This is a genomic window from Rossellomorea marisflavi (assembly GCF_022170785.1).
GTDB classification, from domain to species: Bacteria; Bacillota; Bacilli; order Bacillales; family Bacillaceae_B; genus Rossellomorea; species Rossellomorea marisflavi_B.
The window spans coordinates 266,578-287,448 of the sequence record NZ_CP081870.1; the positions used below are offsets into that span (position 1 = coordinate 266,578).

Consider the following 20,871-nt stretch of genomic DNA (forward strand, 5'->3'; position numbering starts at 1 on the left):
ATCGGAAGGAGAGTCGATTACATGAAAATGGCTATTGTGACCGGAGCAACAAGGGGACTGGGCGAAGCAATCGCTTCTGGCCTGGTGGAAAAAGGGGTCGGGCTCATCAACATATCCCGTCGAGATAATGAAAACCTGAAGGCCATGGCCACGGATGCAGGGGTGACCTATTCCTTTCATCCGTGCGATCTGACATCTGCTACCGACACGGAACAGGTATTCAGGGAAGTGGGAGCAAGCGTGTTTTCAAGCGGAGCCGACACGATTTATGTGATTCAGAATGCCGGCTTGGTCACCCCCATCAATCCGTCCGGACAAGTGGATGCCGGGAGCTTGGAAGCAAGTGTTCACGTGAATCTCCTTGCTCCCATGATCGTCCTCAATGAGATGATCTCCGCGTCTGAGGGCAAATCTGGACAGATGCTGATCGTCAATGTCAGTTCAGGTGCAGGAAGCAGGCCTGTGTATGGGTGGAGTACGTACTGCTCCACCAAGGCAGGACTCAATATGCTGACGGAAACCGTGAGCCTGGAGCTATCGACTTCAGGACGGGATCATAAGGTTATTTCCTTCAGCCCGGGTGTCATGGATACAGATATGCAGGGAGAAATCCGTTCCTCCTCACAGGAAGCTTTTGTAGAAGTAGAGAAGTTCAAACGCTACAAGGAAGAGGGGACCCTTCGCAGCGCTAAGACGGTTGCGGATGCACTGGTGAATTTGATCACGGAAACAGAAGTGGAAAGCGGTAACCTTTATCACATCAATGATCTTGTATAATTGGACACAAAAAAGCCCCGGGCTCTGGTCGATACCAGCATCCCGGGGCTTTTCCCATTGAATTATGATTGTACCGGCTCTGTAGAACGAGCTTTCCTGCGGGTGAAACGAGGCAGGGCGAATTTGATCGCCACCAGGCCACAAATCGCCGTCAAGATCGGGTAGAACGCATACGGAAGGATGCTCAGCGGCGAAATGCCGGCTGTTTCAGCTACAAGAAGCATCTGGGCACCGTATGGAATCAAACCTTGTACGGCACATGAGAAGATATCGAGGATACTCGCTGTCTTCCGGTTGTCCACACCGTATTCATCACTGATTGATTTGGCAAGAGGCCCGGCAATGATGATGGAGATGGTATTATTGGCGGTGCACAGGTTCGTGGATGCCACGAGTCCCGCAGTGGAGTATTGCGCGCCTTTGGATGAACCGACCTTCCTCGTTACAAGATAGAGAAGCGCCTGGATCCCGCCATTGTGACGGATCAGTTCCACCACTCCTCCGATCAGGATCGATAGGAAGGCGATCTCGCCCATTCCGAGCATACCATCGGCAATGCTGCCGAAATAGCTTGTCGGTGTGAAGCTTCCGTCGATGAATCCGATGATTCCTGAAAGCAGGATGCCGCCGAATAAGACGGCAAATACGTTCAATCCCGAGAGGGCACCGATGATGACGGCAAGATACGGAAGGATCTTCACGATGGAATAACTTCCGGCGTCGACGGACGACTGGTTGCCAAGCGTCACGAAGAACAGGGCAATGATGGTGATGATGGCAGCAGGCAGGACGATGAAGAAATTGACTTTGAACTTATCTTTCATCTCCGTTTTCTGCGTACGGACGGCCGCGATGGTCGTATCCGAAATAAAGGAAAGATTGTCACCGAACATGGATCCACCGACAACGGTCGCCATGGCTAGCGGAAGGGAAATATCCGTTCCTGAGCTGATTCCGACACCGATAGGGGCAAGGGCCGCAATCGTCCCCATGGACGTCCCCATGGCCAGTGAGATGAAGGCGGCGATCACAAACAGCCCGACAATCAAGAGATTTTCCGGAATGACGGATAGGGCGAAGTTGACCGTTGAATCAACGGCACCCATTTTTTCAGCCACACCTGAGAAAGCGCCAGCCGATAAGAAGATCAAGACCATGATCATGATATCGAGGTTACCCGCTCCTTTGGCGAAGCGTTCAACCTTCACATTGAGGCTGTCCTTCCGGTTCATGGCCAATGCCACGACAGCAGCGATGATGATCGCCACGAGTACGGGGAAGGAATAGAAGTCCCCTGAAATGATACCTGCCCCAAGGAACAGGGCAACGAATATGAGTAATGGTAATAATGCCAGTAGATTGCCTTTTTCCTGATTCATGTTGTGCACTCCTTTTAGATGATATGTTGCGCATAAAATAAAAAACCTCTTCAAATAAGAAGAGGTTTCATGAAAACGAAACACCCTTCTTATCTTTCAAGCCGGTGGCTTGCTGGATGTGGCACAGCACTCGTTTGGACGAGTCCGCTGCCGAGACATCATAGGGCCAGTCCCTCCGTCTCTCTGGATAAGAAGATTTTACGTTATGCAGTTATGTTTAAGATACTTTCATACTTTAATGGGTTTCATCCTAAATGTCAAACGGGAAAATTTTCATCCGTATCAAGCAAACGCATACATATTTTCAAGAAGAACACAGTTAGGATTGTAACTGGAATAAACCAGATGATATAATCAGACAATGGAAAAATAAGGGGGTTCGCAACCCTCGACAAACAGGAGAGATGACCGTATGAAGAAGCGATATTGGCTGCTGGCATTGAGTATGTGTCTGCTACTGGTGGGGTGTTCTCAAGGGAAGGGAAATGGTTCATCCCAGTTGACGTTGGAACCGTATGACCTGAGTGATAAGGAAGAAAAGGTGGTTGCCGCTACAGGGAGAGGTTCCATGTTCTTCTTTACCCTGGATGGAACCCTGGCAAAGGATATGGATCTTGAAAGGACCATAGAAGTGTATGAAAAAGGGAAGCTCGTAAGCGATGAGCCGTTCCAATACGACGAAGAAGCGAAAAAGTATAAACACTCCCTGAACTCCTTCGGCATGGAAAGCTCTGAAAAGGATCTGCAGATTTTTAATGGGAGCGAAAGCACCTTTATCACTATGGAGGAAGACCCCATACCTGAAGAAAGTGGAAGTAGTGCATCCTCCTTGTTAACAGAAAAAGTGGAGCTCAAGAAAGATAAGCCTGTGTATATTTACGGAATGGCTACTTCTAAAAACAACGGGGATTCCGTAGGTATTGGATTGGAAGATGGGAAACCTGTCGGTGGCTTCAAAAAATCCGACAAGGCTTATATCTATAAAATCACCTTGGTGGACCGTAAATCTGAATAATTTTCAGAATAAAGATTATTTTATTAGAATAATAGGTTTTAAATCTTTTGACTGGTGGTACAAGAAAGATATATATCACATATAGGATTCGAGCGTTAACAACTTTCATGTAAAAGGGGAGTCTATTATGGATAATACCTTCGTCTACTCAAAAGAATATGCCAACCTTGGCGACATTATAGAATTCAAAAGGAAAAAGCACGTCCTGCAAGGTGTCGTGACGACCCTAAGGGAGAATACGGTCATCGTGCGCATGGATAAGGAGTCAGCGGAGAAGCTGGACCTTCCCGATGATCAAACCGTGGTTGCCCATAAGAACTATGCCATCATCGAGCGGGCCGAAAACGGCACGAATCCGGTCTTCGTCTACGATGGCTGGAACAGTGCGTTGAAGGCGTAAATAGTATATAAGAAAAATCCCCCGGCGCTAAAATGAGCGTCCGGGGGATTTTCTTTGAGTTGTTCAAGTGATAAGGTGAAGCATGCAGAGCTGTGCATGCTTCACCTTCGCCTCGGGTCATCTCCGGTTTGCGTACTCCCTCACCATTTCTTCCGTCACGGTCTTGCGCTGGGGTACGACGCCCTGCCTTGCAAGGGCATTGATCTCCTGGGTGACATGATTGATGCGGTCGGTGGTGAATGGCTTTCCGGCTTCGCATAATGTAAGGGCTTCTTCGATGGCCTGTTCCCTCGATTCATCAAGCTTCATGAACTCCTTCACGAGGCTGTGCTGCTTGCTTGAATGCTTTGTGATGTCCTTGTGTACGCTCATGCCCTCATCCCTCTTTCGATTGGTATATGTCTCATTATGCTTGTTTTTCGCAGCGGTGGCAATGGTTACAGGATCGGGGAGAGGAGCCGGGATATGGACTCCTTGAATTTGATCATGAGAGGTCGGCGGTGATAGTCCTCGAGGGTCAATTCTCTGCTCAATTTCCTGTCTTCCATGAAGGAGCGGCTGAGCTCACGTGAAAGCTTCCGGTCATAAAGAAAGGCATTCACCTCAAAGTTCAGGCGGAAGCTCCTCACGTCGATATTGGCTGTGCCGACCGATGACAGTTCATCATCCACTACGATCGTCTTCGCGTGGATGAAGCCGTTATCGTAAATGAAGATCCTTGCCCCTGCCTTCAATAATTCCCCCACATATGAGTAAGTCGCCCAGTAAACAAACATGTGATCAGGCTTGTTCGGGATCATGATCCGGACGTCTTTCCCGGTGAGTGCAGCGATGCGCAGGGAATCCAAGAGACTTTCATCCGGGATGAAATAGGGTGTCTGGATGTAGATCGAGTGCTTGGCCGATGAAATCATCTTCAAGTATCCGTTCTTGATCTGCTCCCATTCTGAATCAGGTCCCGAGGTGACAATCTGGATCCCCGTCGAGCCGCTGAAGGAAGCGGTCGGGAAGTATTTTCCCTCATAGGAGATCTTCCTTGATTTTGTGGCCTGGTTCCAGTCCAGGATGAAGCGTGTCTGCATGGCGAGGGAGGCGCTGCCGATCACCCGGAGATGCGTGTCCCTCCAGTATCCGAACTTTGGATCCAAGCCGAGGTATTCATCGCCGACGTTGAATCCGCCCACGTACCCTACCTTCCCGTCGATGATGACGAGTTTGCGGTGATTCCGGTAGTTGAGGCGCAGGTTCACAAACGGGATCTTCGACGGGAAGAAGACTGCGACTTCCCCTCCGACCGCCGTCAGATGCCTGAAGAAACGGGGCCTTGTCCGTCTTGAGCCCATCTCATCATAAAGGATGCGGACCTCAATGCCCTGTTTCGCCTTCTCGATGAGCTTATCCACGATTTTTTTGCCGAGCTGATCTTTTTTGAAGATATAATATTGAATATGAATATGGCTCCTTGCCTGTTCGATGTCGCGCAAGAGGGCTTCGAACTTCTCCTGCCCGTCTGTATAGACCGTAACATCATTGTCCTGGGTCAGCAGGGCGTCATTGTTGATGAGATGCATATAGATGAGGTCCTGATGGGGAGAAATTTCTCTGTGCCTGAAAGGGAGGGATCGTTCCCTCAGAGATCGGGTTTGTTCGATCAAGAGGTCCTCGATCCCGATCTTTTTGATTCCTTCCCAATCGAAGAGGCGTTTCCTGGTCATGTTTTGTCCGAAAATCAAATAAAGGATGAAGCCGAGATACGGAATATAAAAGAGAACCATGAGCCAAGCCCATGTCGCCCCGGCATTTCTCCTTTCAAGGAAGACGATGATGGAAGCGAGCACCAGGTTGAAGAAGAATAAAACCCCTAAGAGGATGGAAAGAATGTGCATGCTTTTTCTCCTTTTCAAACCAACTAATGGTAATATATTGTAGTGTACGAGTTATAGTATGTCCGGATCAGAAAGAAGGTGAACAGATGAAGTATGCTTTCATACGGACGATGCTGATGGCAGGTCTCTGGGCGTTTTGGATAACAGAAGCATATACGGGTCTTGAATCCCTTATCACCCTTATCATCCTGTCCGCCTTGTCCATAGCCCTGTTCTTCTTGGTGCCGTTGATGAAAATCCCCCAGATTAGCTATATGCTTCAGCTACTATTGGTGATGGTCGGAACCATCATCACCCATTATACACCACTCATCATGTGGGCCGTCGTGTTCCTGATTCTCATGGAAGCTGCGGTCACACTGAGGAAGGATCAATTTCGGCAGAGTCTGTTTGCAACGGCCGCCTTCTTGATCGTGGTGGCGATTTATTCATATCCTATCACCGATTATGAAATATGGATCATCGTGGTCTTTTTCCTCTTTTCTACTTATAAGGTAAATGAGGACCGGCTGGAAAGCAAGGAGCAACGGGTGCTCTATGAACAGTTATTGGGAGAATACAGAAGCCTCAAGCGTCTGCAATTCGTGACGGAGCAACATTCGAAGGCCGAGGAGCGAACGAGGATTGCGCGTGATATCCATGATTCCGTGGGTCACAAACTGACGGCCCTCCTTATGCAGATCGAGATGCTGTCGATCCAGAATGGGAAGGAAGGATATCGGGATCTTAAGCGTCTTGCCGAAGATAGTCTGGAAGAGACGAGGGAAGCCGTAAGGACACTGAAGGATGGGGAACTGTCGGGTATCCAATCCGTCCTCCAGCTTGTCAGGAAGCTAGAATCCGAGAGTCATATCCAGATCCAGCTCACCACCCGGCAGGGGATCCTCTCCTCAAGGTTTACCAATGAACAGAATGTCGCCCTTTACAGAAGCATCCAGGAGGGCGTGACGAATGCCATGAGACATGCTCATGTGAGAGAAATACGCGTGACACTCGGAAAGACGGCACAGGGGCACGCAAGCCTGGTCATCGTGAACAATGTGAAAGATCCGGTCCCGATCAAACCGGGATTCGGCCTGACAAGTATGAGGGAGCGACTCGAGAAGATTGGGGGTCGTCTTGACATCCAACAGACCGATCGTGAGTTCTCTTTGACTATATCATTTCCTATAGAGGAGGCGTAGCCAGATGAAAAGGATCATGATTGTAGAAGATCAAGGCATAGTCCGGCAGGGTTTGAAGATGATGATCGAGCAAGATCCCGCCTTTAAGGTGGTCGCTGAAGCCTCTAACGGAAGAGAGGCTTTAGAGAAGATGGACCTTCATGCCCTGGATCTGATCCTGATGGATATCAGGATGCCTGAGATGAACGGAATCGAAGCGACAAGGGCCATCAAAGCAAGTTGGCCCCAGGTGAAGGTCCTGATGCTCACAACCTTCAACGATGACGAATATGCCATGCAGGCGTTGAAGGAAGGGGCCAATGGATTCCTCCTGAAAACCTCGGACGGGGAGCAGCTCCTGCACTCTGTCCACAGCTGCCTGAATGGGGGGATGACGATCCACGATGAAGTGGCGGCGAAAGTGGTCCCCCGCCTTCTTTCCACCCGGAAGGAAACGCCACCGACCCATTCCCTTACGCCGAGGGAACTGTCCATTACGAAGCTGGTTGGGGAAGGGAAGACCAATAAAGAGATTGCCGATCAGCTTTTCTTATCGGTGGGTACAGTGAAAAATCACATCTCCCAGATCCTGCAGAAGCTGGAGCTGAGGGATCGCACCCAGCTCGCTATCTATGCAGTGCGGCATGATATCGCCTGAGGCCGGTTATCCGGTCTTTTTTTATGGAAAATATGACGGAGGTCATGGGTATAGGGTGAAGGTTGTGACAAAGGTAAGTGTAAGGTCCACCCTTTCTCCAATAGAATGAATGTATAAAGAAGGAGGCGGTTCACTATGTTGGAAGCCGTGGAGCTGACAAAACATTTCAAGAAGAATAAGGTCGTGGACGGATTGAACCTGTTCATCGAGAAGGGAGAAACGGTCGGATTGCTTGGTCCGAACGGAGCAGGGAAGTCCACGACAATCTCGATGATCTCGACCCTCATCTCACCGACCGATGGAGATGTGCGGTTGAAGAATGAGAGCGTCCTGAGAGACCCTCAGTCCCTCAGGGAAGTACTCGGTGTCGTCCCTCAGGAAATCGCTCTATACACGGACCTCACGGCAAAGGAGAACCTGGAATTCTTCGGGAGGATCAACCATCTGAAAGGGGGCCTTCTGAAGGAACGGGTCATCCAGGTATTGGACCAGATCGGGCTGACCGAGCGGAAGAATGATATCGTCAAAACCTTCTCGGGAGGTATGAAAAGGCGGCTGAACATAGGTGTCGCCCTTCTCCATGAGCCGGAAATCCTCATCATGGATGAACCGACCGTCGGAATCGATCCCCAGTCAAGGAGCTATATCCTGGAGCAGGTCAAGAGACTCAATCAGGAGAAGGGCATGACCATCATCTATACGAGTCATTACATGGAGGAAGTGGAGTTCCTGTGCGACCGGATCTATATCATGGATAAAGGACATATCATCGCCTCGGGTACAAAAGAAGAGATCAAAAGCATCCTTTCTTCTGAATCCACGATTGTGATCAAACTCGAGAAGATGGTGCCCTCCTTCACTGAAGGCCTTTCTGCCATCCCATCCGTCATGAACGTGACGTCTTCAGAGAAGGAAATCGTGATGGTGATCCCGAAAGAACAGAATCTGTTCAATCAGGTATTCCAGCTCGCTGAGGATACCGGTGCCGTGATCCTGTCCATTGATCGAAAGACCCCGACGCTTGAGGATGTTTTCCTCCATTTGACCGGTCGGGCATTACGGGATTGAGGAGGAGTATAAGATGATGATTCCATTTATCAAAAAACAATTGCTCCTGATGATCCGGAACCCCCAAATCCTCCTCATCCTATTGGGGATGCCCCTCCTGCTCATCACCATTCTGGGATTTGCCTTGGGGGATCTGATGAACGGTGAGGAAGAGCCCATTGAAGCCAAGGTTGGTTTCGTTGTGGAAGGGGATCCCTCAGATGAACTCAAACAGTTCCAACAAGAAGTAGATGGGAGCGAGATGCCTGCACAACAAAAAGAGGAATTGAAAGCGGCAGCCGCTCAGGCCCTTCCCATCGACGCCTTGAAAAAGGATTTATTCGGAAGTAAAGAAGTGAAGAAGTTCATTCAGCTGAAAGAGAAAAAAGCAGAAGATCTTGACCGGCTCAGGGATAACGATGAGTATTCAGCCATCATCCATTTTTCCGAAGGTTATACCCTGACCATGCTCCGACAGGCGTTCCTTGAGGGGAGTGAAAGTCCCGACATCACCGTCATCAAAAATGATGGAAGACCGCTTACAGCCAATATGGTGACCGATATGCTCACGTCGTATCAAGAGCAATACACCCTTGCCCTGCAGGCAGGGAAAGCGGGGATTAACCCTGCGGCCATCATTCCCGACGAAGCGTCCTTCGGTTCGGTGGAAAAACTCGAGGACCGTCAACCCCTTTCGTCCATGGCGTATTATGCAGTGGGGATGAGTGTCATGTTCGTCCTTTATATCGCGACGAATATGGGAAGCTTCGCGTTCATGGAGAAGGAAGATCGCGTGTTTGACCGATTGATTTTTGCCGGGGTATCACCCTTAAAGTATCTATTGAGCGTATTGATCACCACGATCATCCTCGCGTTCCTCCAGATCAGTATCCTGTTCAGTGCGAGTGCGCTATTTTATGGAGTGAAATTCCCGGACATAGGCGCATTTCTCCTCGTGACTCTATGCATCTGTTTTGCCGTCGGAGGATTAGGGGCGTTGATTACGGCCATATGCTACAAAGGCAACTCGGAATCAATCGCGAGTTTTTTCTCCTCCATCGGAGTGGCAGTCCTCGCGTTCCTCGGTGGAAGCTTCGGTCCGCTTACGAGTGGCAAGCTCATGGGGATCCTCGCCGATCTGGTTCCGAATGGGGCCGCCATGACAGCGTATTTCAAAGTCTTTCAAGGATATGGGATCGGAGATGTTCTCCCGAATATATGGGCCATGCTCGGTTTCGGTCTCCTTGCCATCATTGTTGCCACGATTGTATTTCCTAAGGAAGGGGGACACGCAGTATGAAGGGCCTGTTGTACGGGAAATTGAAAATGTTGATCAGGAAGCCTTGGCCGTTCCTGCTCACCACCATTGTCTGTCTGATGTTTGCTTTCTTTACCAGTCAGTCCGGCGCCAATGAAGTGACCGTGCCGTACTCGACGGAAGGAGGGGAAGACGCTCCCGAAGCGATCATGGAGGAATTGAAGGCATCCAATTCGATCATCTTCCAGGAAATGTCGAAGGGTGACCTTAATGACCAAGTCAGTGAAGGGAAGAGCTCACTTGGCCTTATCCTTGGTGATAATGATTACACGATCATTGCATCGGCCGATACCCCGAATGTACCACAGATCAATCAGATCGTGAGGAAGGCGTACATGAAGGTGGCACAACAGAAGGAAGTGGAGGCTGTTGCTGCAGAGCAGGGAATCGGCTCGGAAGAAGTACAGGGATGGTTCAAGGATATCAAAGATGACCCATCTTTCTCTCTAAAGGAAGCGACGTTCCGGAGCGACGGGGACTGGGTATACGATGTGAAGCTTCAGTCGCTCTTCGGATTCTCTCTGTTTTTCGTGATTTATACGATTGCTTATAATGTGGCGACCATCATGAATGAGAAGCGTATGGGCATCTGGGACCGGATGATCCTGTCTCCCGTGAAGAAGTGGGAAATGTATACGGCGAATCTGTTATACAGCTTCATCCTGGGGTACGTACAGATCCTCCTTGTATTTCTGGTGTTCCGGTACATCACAGATGTTAATTTCTACGGCCATTTCGCATGGGTGCTCGTATTGCTCATACCATATGTCTTTGCAATCGTGGCATTATCCATCTTCATCACTGGGCTTGTGAAGAAATCCCAGCACTTCAATGCCGTGATTCCCATTGTTGCCGTGAGCATGGCCATGCTTGGTGGGGCTTACTGGCCGCTTGAGATCGTGAACTCCCCCGTGATGATCGCGATTTCCAAAGTCATCCCCATCACATATGGAATGGAGATCTTGAAGGGCGTCACCGTCAATCAGCTCGGTCTGGGAGACATCCTTTACCCGGTTTCCATCCTTCTCCTTATGGGAGTGTTATTCCTCGGTCTGGGGCTCAATTTCATGGAGAAACGGCACGTATAGAGCCTAGAAGATTTTCCAGAATCCAAGTACGACCAGCAAGACACTGGTGATGAATGTGATTCCGATCAGCATAAAGAAGAAATCAAGAACGCTGTCTACGAATCCTTTCTTGCGGTTGGAACGTCTGAAATGGCGAACTTCCTTACGAGGTGTATGCGTATGGACGACTCGACTCATAGTGAGATTCCTCCTTTATGGTAGTAATGAGTTAATTCGAGGAATGAAGTGAAAATCCTTCCTGGATTGAAGAATTATGCCGAAACCTGTTGATGGAGGGGGAGCGTGAGGGGCATGACGGCGATGTTTCATAAGAAAGTATAAACCGGGCGCTCGCGTCCGGTTTTTCATTTGATGGTGTCCCGAAGACCGGCTTAAGGTTCAATGAATGACGTGATAAAAGATCGATCGGTCGAACAGAGAAAAAAGTTCAGCTTTGTAGGATTATTGTTTCATATTTGGGGAAAAAGAAAAGCAATTGAATAAAGGTGAAACTTTTTAATGCGTCGAACGTACAAATAGGTGAGTGATACATACAAGAGCTGTCGCTGTTGATTATGATCCTTCTTGTACGAAACCAAACTGGCCAAAGGCCAAAAAAAGAGGTGAATAACGTGGTAAAGGAGAACGATCGCTTAAAACGAGTGATAACCAAATTGTCGAATGTCGGTGTCAACATCACCAAAACGAAATCAAGACGGGAAATCCTACAGTCACTGAAGCAGTATCAGCCATTACCGAAGACGTTAACACAAGACTCTTAATGTCCATGGGGATGTACAGACATAATTCCTGAACCTCCACGATATACTAGGGAATAATGAAGAGGAGGGGATCCCATGGAGAGACTGATGTTCGATATGGCTACGCTGAAGGACATCAAAAAGAAAGCCGATGAATTATCCTATTTCTGCTTGAGCGGGACGGAGGAACTGGACGCGGTGAAGTTGACCCAGGCGCTGGATCAAGTAAGCCGGGCGCTTTCGATGTTTGCAGAAGTGGAGCTCCATCTGATGAATGGCCGTTCGATTCCATTTGATCCCGAGAGCTACATCAGGGGCAGACTCGGGCTGGCACACCGTTCATTGCTGTCTGTATCCCCATCACATACAGCCTAGGAAAGAGGTTGACCCAAGACGGGTAAACGTACTGACACATGAGTGAGGCTTTTGACTGTTAAATGAATACGCAGAACTCATTTGGCCTGTCCTTTAAGGATGACTATTCCTCATCGTTTTGGGTCAGCCTCTTTTTGTTTCCTGGAAAGTCCGGCTACATACCCTTATTGAGAAGAAAGCAGGTGAGCGCCATGTACTCAGACATTCTATTGATATGCAACGGAAAGGCGGGGCAAGGAAAACTGGAAGCATTGCTGAAGGATACCATTCCCCCCCTTTTAGATGTGTGCACGAATATAACGATCCACCCAACCAAAGATAAAGGCGATGCCGAGCGCTTCTGCCGGGGAAAAGGCCGTTCATTCGACCTTGTCATCATCCTCGGCGGGGACGGGACGGTCCATGAGGTCATCAACGGGCTCGCTGACTTGGACGAACGCCCTTTGACAGCCATCCTTCCTGGAGGGACATGCAATGATTTTGCCCGATCCCTTCATATCCCCATGAATATCAAGCAGGCTGTCCAGCTTATTGTCGAGCACCCTCTCCGGAAGAGTGTTGATCTTGTTAAGACGGACAACCGTTATTTCAGTAATTTCTGGGGGACCGGATTGATTTCACAGGCGAGCGATAACATCGACGTCGGATCAAAAGGAGTCCTCGGGAAGCTGAGCTATTATATCAGCGCCTTTCAAACCATACAGGATGCCCCGGTTCTGAAGGTGAAAGTGAGAACCGACGAAGAGGAATTCGAGGAAGATGTAGTGATGGTACTGGCCGCCAATGGAAAATCCATCGGTGCGAATGCCCTGCCTCAATCCATCAGCCTAGAAGATGGATTACTCGATCTGTATCTAGTGAAACGGACGGGCTTTCCGCTTCTGAAGGAATTCTTCTTGATGAAGGGGACCGGCGATGTGAGTCACACGTTCGAGGATATCCGTCATATCCGAACATGGAGTTTGGAGGTCGAACTTTCTGAGAAAGAGAAGTTCGATATGGACGGCGAATTGTATGACGGTAAACGTCAGACGATGAAGGTGCTTCCTGGCCATATGGATTTCATCGTTGGCGTCGAAGGATAAAAGGAAAGAGGGCCTTATCCCGGAACTGTCCGGGGTAAGGCCCTCTTTGTTTTTTATTGTACGGATGTTCTTCTTCTCTTGATCATGACGTATCCGATATACAGGACGACGAGCACGGCTCCCACGACAAAGCTTAGCATGGCAAAGTTCTGTTCAATGAAGGGCTTTGCCTTTTCGCCGAGGGTCATGATGATGATCGCTTCAAGGAAGAAACGGAATCCGCGACCGATGATGGACCAGATGACCAATACACGGATCCGGATGCCGGAAACCCCTGCAAATATGGTGAAAATTTTATAAGGAACGGGAGTGAGCCCTGCAATCAGGATGGCCATTGGACCAAACTTATTGAAGTAGTCCTCCACTTTTTGTATGCGTTCTTCTTTGAATAAATAGACCAGTACCGGTCGGCCGAGCTTCTTTCCGATCCACCACCCGAAAAGGGCTCCAATAACGGAAGCGGCTGTCGTATAAAAGGCATATAACAATGCGTTATCCGGGTTGGCAATCGACATAGGGATAAGCAGGACATCAGGTGGGATCGGGAAGAAAGATGAGTCTGCGAAAGACACCAGAATCAATCCCCATATTCCATAATCCATCAACCACGTTTCAAACATATGTATCCATTCAGACATATTCAATGAGTCTCCTTGTTCAATAAGTGTCGGCTCACGCACTGGCAAGCAGTAATGCAGGTCGACCGAATATTCTTTCAATCGACACAATGTACATGCCCTGCAGGATAGGACTCCTGAAAGTATACCATGATTACAGTAAAGAGTCATCGGACCCTTCGTTACAGATTCGTGAAATCAACAGATTCCTGTCGCTATTTCCCGAGAAATATCCGACAGGAATCGAGATTACATTTCCGTGGGTGCCGAGATGCCCAAGATGCGCAGTCCCTCCGTAAGAACAATGGATACCGCAGCTACGAGGCTCACGCGTGATGCCTGATCACCGTCGCCCGAGAGGATCTTGGTTTTTCCATAATACCGATTGAAATGCTGAGCCGTCTCAATCAGGTATTTCGCCAAGATCGACGGGGAATGGTGGGTCCATGAGCGGGCGATCACCTCCGGAAATGACCGCAGCTGTTTGATGACCTCCCAGCTTTCATCATCAGCAAGGCCTGTGAACTCTCCAGCCTTCACACTGGATTTTCTCAGAATCGAATGGGCCCTTGCATTCGTATATTGGATATACGGCCCGGTCTCACCTTCGAATGTGAGCATATGATCCAATGAAAATTCAATGTCATTCAGACGGTCGTTCTTCAGGTCATGGAAGATGACGGCCCCGACACCTACCGCTTGAGCCACAGCTTCTGCAGCGGGCAGATGGGGGTTCTTGCTTTCGATGTTTTGTTGAGACAGGGCGATCGCTTCCCTCAGTACTTCCTCCAGGAGGATGACCCGGCCTTTCCTCGTGGACATCTTCTTGCCGCCTTTCAGGTAGAGTCCGAAGGGGATATGTTTCATATGGTCGGCCCACTCATAGCCCATCTGTGCCAGAACGTTTTTCACCTGTTTAAAGTGGACGGTCTGTTCCTGCCCCACAATATAGAGTGCCTCATCGAATCCGTACTCCCGCTGACGGTATAGGGCCGCGGCGAGATCACGGGTAGCGTATAAGGTGGCGCCGTCCGACTTTTTAATCAGGCAGGGTGGAAGGCTTGTGTCATCGGTCATCCAGACCACCTGGGCACCATCGGATTCAGTCAGTAATCCTTTTTCAGCCAGGAGTTCGACCACTTCATCCATTTTGTCATTGAAGAAGGCTTCACCGTTATACGAATCGAATTCCACTCCAAGAAGGGTATAGATCTCCTTGAACGCACTCAGCGATTCATCCTTGAACCATTTCCAAAGAGAGACCATTTCTGCGTCTCCGTCTTCAAGGAGCTTGAATGCTTTTCTGCCTTCCTCATCCAAGGAAGGATCGGCTTCTGCTTCTTCATGGAATCGCTTGTAGAGGGTGAAAAGCTCGGCAATAGGGTTCTGTTTGACCTTTCCCTCGTCTCCCCACTTTTTGTACGCAACCATCAGCTTCCCGAACTGGGTACCCCAATCGCCGACATAGTTGATCTTCACCGTATCGAATCCGCATTTTTCGCCGATGCCGGCAATGGCGTTTCCGATGACAGTGGAACGTAGATGCCCCATGGAGAAAGGCTTGGCGATATTGGGAGATGAGAGATCCAAGACGACAGTACGGTCATTCCCGAACGTCTGGGTTCCGTATTGCTGCTGTTGATCAAGAATCGTGGAGACAATCTGCTTGCCGGCTTTGACCGGATCGAACTTGACATTCACATAAGGACCCGCTGCTTCCACAGAGGCAAAATAGGGGGAGTGGACCTTTCCCGAAACCTCGGCGGCGATGGCCTGGGGTGCCTTCTTCTGTTCCTTGGCAAGGCCGAAGCAAGGGAAGGCAGCGTCGCCCATATGTGAAAACTTTGGCGTCTCGATCAAGGTGTAAAGCTCTTCTTTGGTCCAATGGGGTAAAACCTGTTCGTGCAGTACGTCTGCAAAAATCATCTTTAAATCCATCTTCATCCACCTCCAGAAAAATAAAAAAACCCGCCTCTATAAAATATAGAGACGAGTTTGAACTCGCGGTACCACTCTGATTCCCTCCAACAAGGGCTCTCATTGCATAACGGGGGGATTCCCCGGCCGTAAGACGGCATCTCAAAAGTGCGTTTCATCCCGTGCTTCCCACCAGGCTCCCACCATCCCCGGCTCGCTTTGTTCCACAATGGGACTACTCTCTTCATCATCGACGGTTTGTCATATAATTAACTATATTTTACACATTTTGATGGAGAATGCAACTCCTGATCACGAATTATCCGACGAGAACATATACGATCGGTGATGGAACTTCATGCTGAATATGAGGCCGAGTGCAAGCATATTCCCCATGAGCGAGCTTCCTCCATAGGAGATCAACGGAAGTGGGATCCCGGTGATCGGAAGGAGCTGGATCGTCATTCCGATATTCTGGAATACGTGGAAGGTGATCATGCTGATGACACCTGCGCACACATACGCATTGTAAGGCTCTTTTGTATCCAGGGCAGTCTTGGTCAAGTGATAGATCAGGATGAAGAAGAGACTGATCACGACGCTTGCCCCGACAAAGCCGAAACGCTCGGCGATCCCGCTGAAGATGAAGTCGGTATGCGCTTCCGGGATATAGACTTCACTGCCATTGAATCCCTTCCCGTAAATCTGCCCCGATCCGACTGCGTTCAGGGACTTGATCAAGTGGAATCCTTCTTCCCTTGTGTAGTTATACGGATCGAGCCATGAGTAAATCCGACCGAATTGATAAGGGTGGAGACCTAAGTATTTTTCCAAGAAATTCGGTGCGAAAAGAACAAGGGAAAAGACAGTCCCTCCTATGACGGCGATGGATCCATATATGGGAACGATCAACTTCCAAGTGATCCCTGATACAAGGATGATCCCAGTGACAATGGAGATGAACACCAAGGCTGTACCGAAGTCATCGGCAATGATGAAGATGAGGGGCCCCATGGTGGTCAGCCCGATTTTGACCAATAACTTGAAATCGGTTTGGAAGGTTTTTACAGGAGTCTGTTCATGGTGATTCGTAATGACCCTTGCCAAGGCCAGGATCAGGAACGTTTTGACGAACTCCGATGGCTGGATGAGGATGGACTCGGTGATCTTGTACCAACTGTGTGCCCCGTTACGTTCTGGTACGAGGCTTTCCGGAGAGACGATCAATCCGAGAAGCAAGAGTATACCGAATCCATACGTGTACCATGCCATCCGTTTGTACTGTTCAGGATCGAAGTACATGGTACAGGCGATGATCACTCCACCCACTATGTACCAAACTCCTTGCCGGATGACGAAGTTTGTAGCATACTGTCCGGACGTTTGGGCGCTGCTTATGCTAATGGCACTGACAATAAAAAATAACACGAGGATGAAAAGCAATCCCCAATCGATTCGATCAGCGAGACGCTGGCGGTTTTCCATAATCATTTCACCTGTATTTCTAAAGATTTCACATATCTTAGTCTAATAGAAAGAGAGGAAAATTTCTACTCTCTATCTACGGGTCTCCGTTTGTGATGGACGGGAGAAGGGATGCTGCTGTAAGTGATTGGCAAAGAAAAAGCCGTCAGTGGAAGGGTTCCACGGATCGGCTTTTACGTTTCTATACCATTTATTACATTATTGTGAAAGAGCTTTGTCTGTCTGTACGAGTGGAGCAGGCTCCCCGGTCGTTTCCGGTATCGGTTGGAGCTTCGTCACTTCCACGGATTTAATCTGATGGTCTTCCATCGTCTGGATGTAGAATTCAAAGTCGGCGTAGGAAATGCTGTCTCCCTGCTGAGCGTCGTAATTATGCGTCAGGATCCAGCCACCGAGTGTATCGACATCATCTTCGGTCACGTCGATCCCGAGGATATCCTTCAGGTCGCTGACAAGAACCTTTCCATCGAGGATGAAGTGGTTGTCCTTGATTTTCCGAATCTGTGGTGTCTCATCCATATCGAATTCATCCCGGATCTCCCCGACGATCTCTTCGACGATGTCTTCGATGGTGACAAGTCCGGATGTCCCGCCGTATTCATCGAGAAGGATGGCAACGTAGGTCTGTTCCTTCTGCATCCTGAGGAGCAGGACGTGGATCGGAATCGTTTCAAGGACCTGTATGATCGGCCTTACGTACGATCCGAGCGGCCGTAGCTCCGTATCCTTGTGGAGGAGGTCGGTGAAGACTTCCTTCACATTGATGAATCCGGTGATATGGTCCTTATCACCGTCCGTGACGGGATAACGGGTGAACTTCTCCTCCTGCACAAGCTCGAGGAGGGTATCGATGGGATCATCGGCAGATAAGGTCACGATTTCTGTTCGCGGGACCATGATTTCTTTTGCTGAGCGTTCATTGAATTCGAAGATGTTATTCACATATTTGAATTCGGACTGATTGATCTCTCCGCTTTTATAGCTTTCCGATACAATCAGGCGAAGTTCTTCTTCCGAGTGGGCCCCATCATGCTCGGATGCAGCCTTCAGGCCGAACATCCTCGTCACGACCCGGGCAGAGCCGTTCAATACCCAGATGAAGGGGTACAGGATCCTGTAGAAGGTGATAAGTGGACGGGCGAATAATAAGGCCAGTGATTCCGCTTTTTGAATGGCGACGGTCTTCGGGGCCAACTCTCCGACGACAACGTGCAGGAACGTCATGAGAGTGAAGGCGATCCCGACGGAGATTCCGTGGGAAAGGGCCTCGGACGCAGCGATTTTCGATAATAAAGGTTCCAAAATACCAGCGATGGCAGGTTCTCCGATCCAACCGAGCCCAAGAGCGGTCACGGTTATACCGAGCTGGCATGCGGAGAGGTACTCATCCAGATTTGTAATGATTTTCTTAGCAGCTATGGCATTTCGATTACCTTCCTCGACCAGTTGCTCGATTTGTGATTTTCTTACCTTCACGATCGCAAACTCCGAAGCTACGAAAAAAGCTGTTAAACCGATCAAAATCGCGACAAGCACCAAACTGTATATGTCCAAATAATTTTCCTTATCCCGTCAGACGGGTAAGGAGTCACCTCCTGTTGGTTATCAGTGATAACCGGATAAGTTTAAGTTAAAATTATTATAAGAATAACTACTTTCAGCGTCAAATTCTAAATAGGAAGAGATTTAATAATAAACTATGTCAAAAGCTAACCAATATGATGGTTATTTTCCGATTTTCGCACATTAGCTGTCCTTGAGATGTAGCCTTTCCTATTATATTACTATATTCGACAATTCTATACTGCTTTTGTCATCATTTTGAAATGAAATAGAAAAGAGCAACAGGGGAAATAATTTGATAAAATAGGAAGTATTAATCATGCATCGTGTCACCACTTGGAGGGAACGTTTTTGAAGGCTAATAATGTAGTGAAAGATATCATCTATGTCCATCAAAATGCGGATCAGCAATTCGTTGTGTCCTACGGGATCCATTTCAATGAATTTGTCATGAACGCTCATCACCCGTTACAGAACCTGCTCTTGATCAAGCATCAGTATGAGCATGGAGGGTTCAACATACATACCCATATGGAATATGTGGAGCAGGGTGATATGAAGAAGCTCATGAATGATCATGTACAGACGTACGGTGATTTCTGCTGGATCGATTTCGAAGAGGAAGTCGGGGTCGATGAGCTGAACGGACAGGAGATCGCGGAGCTGCTCTATATGGGACACATCAAGCAGCCTCTCAATCTGCCTTTCTACTCCAAGCTGAACAACCGCTTTGCGTACCTGACTCACGATGACGGCTGGTTCAATAAGGTGTTTTACAGGGATTTCGAAGACTTTTATCATCTCCTCGGGGAAACGATCACGTCGAAATTGAAGACCTCCAAAGCCGGAAAGGGTCTCTTCGGCATGAAGAAGGAAAAAGACTTTCCCGCCATCGGGAAGGACGTCATCCGCTCACTCCGTGATAAGCTCAAAGAAGGAGTCGTCATCTCCCTTGAAAAGGCGATCCTCGCCAGGGGAAAGATCGAGATTCCGTTCTGGGTAATGGGAGACTACTTTGATATGGACGAGATGGGAGAGGATTATAAGCAGATCAGGAAGGCACCTGCCAACGGCCTTCTTTCCTTCGACCGTAAAACGAAGAGCTGGAGCGCGCTCCTGAAATGAGAGAGGAACCGGGCGTGACGTCACTGAAGATCGGGGAAGGGCTCGTTGAAGCCATCTTCCGTTCCCGGCCGAACCGGTTCATCCTCCACTGCGAGCTGCCCGGGGGCTCGGTGGAAAAGGTCCACCTCCCTGACCCGGGAAGGCTGAAGGGAATCCTCGTTCCCGGCCGTAGCATATGGCTTCTGCCGGCCAAGGACCCTTCGCGGAAGACGAAGTGGTCGGCCGTCATGGTCCGCGATCCCGACAGTGGTGCTTATATCTCCCTGAACACCCAGCTTCCCAACCGGTTGATCCGGGAGGCGTTCATGAACGGTGAACTGGATGAATTCACGGATTGGGCATTTGACCGCGCTGAATACCGCATCGGTCACTCCCGCTACGACTTCCTTCTACGACATAAGGAGAGGGATGCTTCCCTTTTAGTCGAGGTGAAAAGCGTCACCATGTCAGATGGACGGGAAGGAAGATTCCCCGATGCCGTGACCGCCAGGGGTGCGAGACACGTGGAAGGGCTCGCGGCGCTTCAGGGAGAGTATGAGACCGCTGTTTTATTCGTCGCCCAGCGAGGGGATATCGACTCGATCACCTCTGCGCCTGAAATCGATCCGTATTTCGCAAAGGTCATGGAGGAAGCAGCACAAAAAGGCGTCCGGTTTTATGGGCGCGTATGTGAAGTGACTCCTACCCGTTTGACCCTGGGAAGGAAGATTCCAGTGGATACCTCGATATAAAAAGGATTCCCCGCCGCCGGCGGAGAATCCTTTTTTCTATGGAAGTTCGATCTCTTCTGTTACTTTATACTCGTCCGCCCCTTTGGCAGTCAGCCAGGCGCTCAGGGTATAAGTCCCTGCAGGAAGGTCCGGAAGCTTTATTTCCTGTGCCAGTGCATCACCGGGGGCGATGGTCTTTTCCCGGATGGCCTGGGTATACATCTTGTTCTCTGAATCCTTGTAAACGGCCTTCCCATCGGCGTCCTTCAATTCGAAGTCAATCGTCTGTCCCGAGGTGAAGGTGAAGGTCATTTCTTTGTCGGTCTCGTTTTTGACACTATATTCATACGTCGAATCCTTCTTCGTTATGGCGGCTTTCATTTCCCCGTCCTCCATTTCATTGTGTTCAACATGATTTCCGTTCTCTTGATCTCCATCTTTCACTTCGTCCGTACCGCAGCCTGCCAGGATGACTCCTGCCAGTATGAATGGGATGAGCTTCTTCATCATTTGACACCTCTCT

The 20,871-nt window shown here is 49.2% G+C and carries 22 protein-coding genes, 1 riboswitch and 1 other annotated feature; of the genes, 13 read left to right on the top strand and 9 right to left on the bottom strand.

Annotated elements, in window-relative coordinates; translation table 11 throughout:
- The first annotated feature begins 21 nt into the window (after nt 1-21).
- Nucleotides 22-777 (top strand): (S)-benzoin forming benzil reductase, encoded by a 756-nt coding sequence (locus tag K6T23_RS01450; RefSeq protein ID WP_238283443.1) that lies wholly within the window; start codon nt 22-24, stop codon nt 775-777.
- A gap of 62 nt (nt 778-839) precedes the next feature.
- On the opposite strand, the gene K6T23_RS01455 is transcribed toward K6T23_RS01450, so the two are convergent.
- Entirely contained in the window at nt 840-2,156 is a 1,317-nt protein-coding gene (locus K6T23_RS01455; RefSeq protein ID WP_056541500.1) for a Na+/H+ antiporter NhaC family protein, read from the bottom strand.
- Between the two features lie 86 nt (nt 2,157-2,242).
- Nucleotides 2,243-2,350, bottom strand: a riboswitch (SAM riboswitch).
- 218 nt (nt 2,351-2,568) lie between these two features.
- On the opposite strand from K6T23_RS01455, the gene K6T23_RS01460 reads away from it, so the two are divergent.
- Both K6T23_RS01460 and K6T23_RS01465 read left to right on the top strand, forming a co-directional pair.
- The gene (locus K6T23_RS01460; RefSeq protein WP_056541503.1) at nt 2,569-3,171 is read left to right on the top strand and encodes a hypothetical protein; all 603 of its coding nucleotides are present in this window, start codon (nt 2,569-2,571) and stop codon (nt 3,169-3,171) included.
- A gap of 127 nt (nt 3,172-3,298) precedes the next feature.
- Entirely contained in the window at nt 3,299-3,571 is a 273-nt protein-coding gene (locus K6T23_RS01465; protein WP_238283444.1) for a DUF2187 family protein, read from the top strand.
- A 117-nt stretch (nt 3,572-3,688) separates the two neighbouring features.
- Here K6T23_RS01465 and K6T23_RS01470 read toward each other — a convergent pair whose 3' ends face one another.
- Together K6T23_RS01470 and cls are read right to left on the bottom strand one after the other, a co-directional pair.
- A complete protein-coding gene (locus K6T23_RS01470) occupies nt 3,689-3,943 on the bottom strand; it encodes a YpbS family protein (protein ID WP_056541510.1) in 255 nt (84 codons plus the stop codon).
- Nucleotides 3,944-4,008: 65 nt separating this feature from the next.
- On the bottom strand, nt 4,009-5,457 hold the full coding sequence (cls, locus tag K6T23_RS01475) for a cardiolipin synthase (protein ID WP_056541513.1): 1,449 nt from the start codon (nt 5,455-5,457) through the stop codon (nt 4,009-4,011).
- An 86-nt stretch (nt 5,458-5,543) separates the two neighbouring features.
- On the opposite strand from cls, the gene K6T23_RS01480 reads away from it, so the two are divergent.
- The 5 genes from K6T23_RS01480 to K6T23_RS01500 all read left to right on the top strand — a co-directional run bounded on the left by K6T23_RS01480 (nt 5,544) and on the right by K6T23_RS01500 (nt 10,731).
- The gene (locus K6T23_RS01480) at nt 5,544-6,641 is read left to right on the top strand and encodes a sensor histidine kinase (protein ID WP_056541514.1); all 1,098 of its coding nucleotides are present in this window, start codon (nt 5,544-5,546) and stop codon (nt 6,639-6,641) included.
- Nucleotides 6,642-6,645: 4 nt separating this feature from the next.
- Nucleotides 6,646-7,278, top strand: a complete 633-nt coding sequence (locus K6T23_RS01485; protein WP_056541517.1) for a response regulator — start codon at nt 6,646-6,648, stop codon at nt 7,276-7,278.
- A gap of 135 nt (nt 7,279-7,413) precedes the next feature.
- Nucleotides 7,414-8,346 carry an ABC transporter ATP-binding protein gene (locus tag K6T23_RS01490; protein ID WP_148986041.1) on the top strand — a complete coding sequence of 311 codons (933 nt, stop codon included), beginning with the start codon at nt 7,414-7,416 and terminating at the stop codon, nt 8,344-8,346.
- A gap of 13 nt (nt 8,347-8,359) precedes the next feature.
- Entirely contained in the window at nt 8,360-9,625 is a 1,266-nt protein-coding gene (locus K6T23_RS01495; RefSeq protein ID WP_238283445.1) for an ABC transporter permease, read from the top strand.
- Nucleotides 9,622-10,731, top strand: coding sequence for an ABC transporter permease (locus K6T23_RS01500; RefSeq protein WP_238283446.1), 1,110 nt, complete (start codon nt 9,622-9,624; stop codon nt 10,729-10,731). The genes K6T23_RS01495 and K6T23_RS01500 overlap by 4 nt, the downstream gene beginning before the upstream one ends.
- 3 nt (nt 10,732-10,734) lie before the next feature.
- Here the strand turns inward: K6T23_RS01500 and K6T23_RS01505 are convergent, their stop codons facing one another.
- Nucleotides 10,735-10,908, bottom strand: a complete 174-nt coding sequence (locus tag K6T23_RS01505; protein ID WP_238283447.1) for a hypothetical protein — start codon at nt 10,906-10,908, stop codon at nt 10,735-10,737.
- Between the two features lie 434 nt (nt 10,909-11,342).
- Here K6T23_RS01505 and K6T23_RS22130 point away from each other — a divergent pair, with 434 nt between their 5' ends.
- From K6T23_RS22130 to K6T23_RS01515, 3 genes are all read left to right on the top strand, one after another.
- The gene (locus tag K6T23_RS22130; protein ID WP_258523275.1) at nt 11,343-11,492 is read left to right on the top strand and encodes an Lmo0850 family protein; all 150 of its coding nucleotides are present in this window, start codon (nt 11,343-11,345) and stop codon (nt 11,490-11,492) included.
- Between the two features lie 75 nt (nt 11,493-11,567).
- Nucleotides 11,568-11,846, top strand: a complete 279-nt coding sequence (locus K6T23_RS01510; protein WP_236556551.1) for a hypothetical protein — start codon at nt 11,568-11,570, stop codon at nt 11,844-11,846.
- Nucleotides 11,847-12,037: 191 nt separating this feature from the next.
- Nucleotides 12,038-12,931: a diacylglycerol/lipid kinase family protein gene (locus K6T23_RS01515; RefSeq protein ID WP_238283448.1), complete on the top strand. Its 894-nt coding sequence runs from the start codon at nt 12,038-12,040 to the stop codon at nt 12,929-12,931.
- A 53-nt stretch (nt 12,932-12,984) separates the two neighbouring features.
- On the opposite strand, the gene K6T23_RS01520 is transcribed toward K6T23_RS01515, so the two are convergent.
- From K6T23_RS01520 to K6T23_RS01535, 4 genes are all read right to left on the bottom strand, one after another.
- Nucleotides 12,985-13,569: a YqaA family protein gene (locus tag K6T23_RS01520; RefSeq protein ID WP_056541531.1), complete on the bottom strand. Its 585-nt coding sequence runs from the start codon at nt 13,567-13,569 to the stop codon at nt 12,985-12,987.
- Between the two features lie 228 nt (nt 13,570-13,797).
- Nucleotides 13,798-15,486: an arginine--tRNA ligase gene (argS, locus tag K6T23_RS01525; RefSeq protein ID WP_238283449.1), complete on the bottom strand. Its 1,689-nt coding sequence runs from the start codon at nt 15,484-15,486 to the stop codon at nt 13,798-13,800.
- Between the two features lie 44 nt (nt 15,487-15,530).
- Nucleotides 15,531-15,725: a binding site (T-box leader), on the bottom strand.
- A 52-nt stretch (nt 15,726-15,777) separates the two neighbouring features.
- Nucleotides 15,778-16,950, bottom strand: a complete 1,173-nt coding sequence (locus K6T23_RS01530; protein ID WP_238283450.1) for an FtsW/RodA/SpoVE family cell cycle protein — start codon at nt 16,948-16,950, stop codon at nt 15,778-15,780.
- Between the two features lie 198 nt (nt 16,951-17,148).
- Nucleotides 17,149-18,489 carry a hemolysin family protein gene (locus K6T23_RS01535; protein WP_200908249.1) on the bottom strand — a complete coding sequence of 447 codons (1,341 nt, stop codon included), beginning with the start codon at nt 18,487-18,489 and terminating at the stop codon, nt 17,149-17,151.
- Between the two features lie 375 nt (nt 18,490-18,864).
- Here K6T23_RS01535 and K6T23_RS01540 point away from each other — a divergent pair, with 375 nt between their 5' ends.
- Nucleotides 18,865-19,638 (top strand): hypothetical protein, encoded by a 774-nt coding sequence (locus K6T23_RS01540; protein ID WP_048007249.1) that lies wholly within the window; start codon nt 18,865-18,867, stop codon nt 19,636-19,638.
- Nucleotides 19,635-20,369: a DNA/RNA nuclease SfsA gene (gene sfsA, locus K6T23_RS01545; protein WP_238283451.1), complete on the top strand. Its 735-nt coding sequence runs from the start codon at nt 19,635-19,637 to the stop codon at nt 20,367-20,369. Before K6T23_RS01540 ends, sfsA begins: the two co-directional genes overlap by 4 nt.
- 36 nt (nt 20,370-20,405) lie before the next feature.
- Here the strand turns inward: sfsA and K6T23_RS01550 are convergent, their stop codons facing one another.
- Nucleotides 20,406-20,858, bottom strand: a complete 453-nt coding sequence (locus K6T23_RS01550; RefSeq protein WP_079513869.1) for a BsuPI-related putative proteinase inhibitor — start codon at nt 20,856-20,858, stop codon at nt 20,406-20,408.
- Nucleotides 20,859-20,871 lie beyond the last annotated feature (13 nt).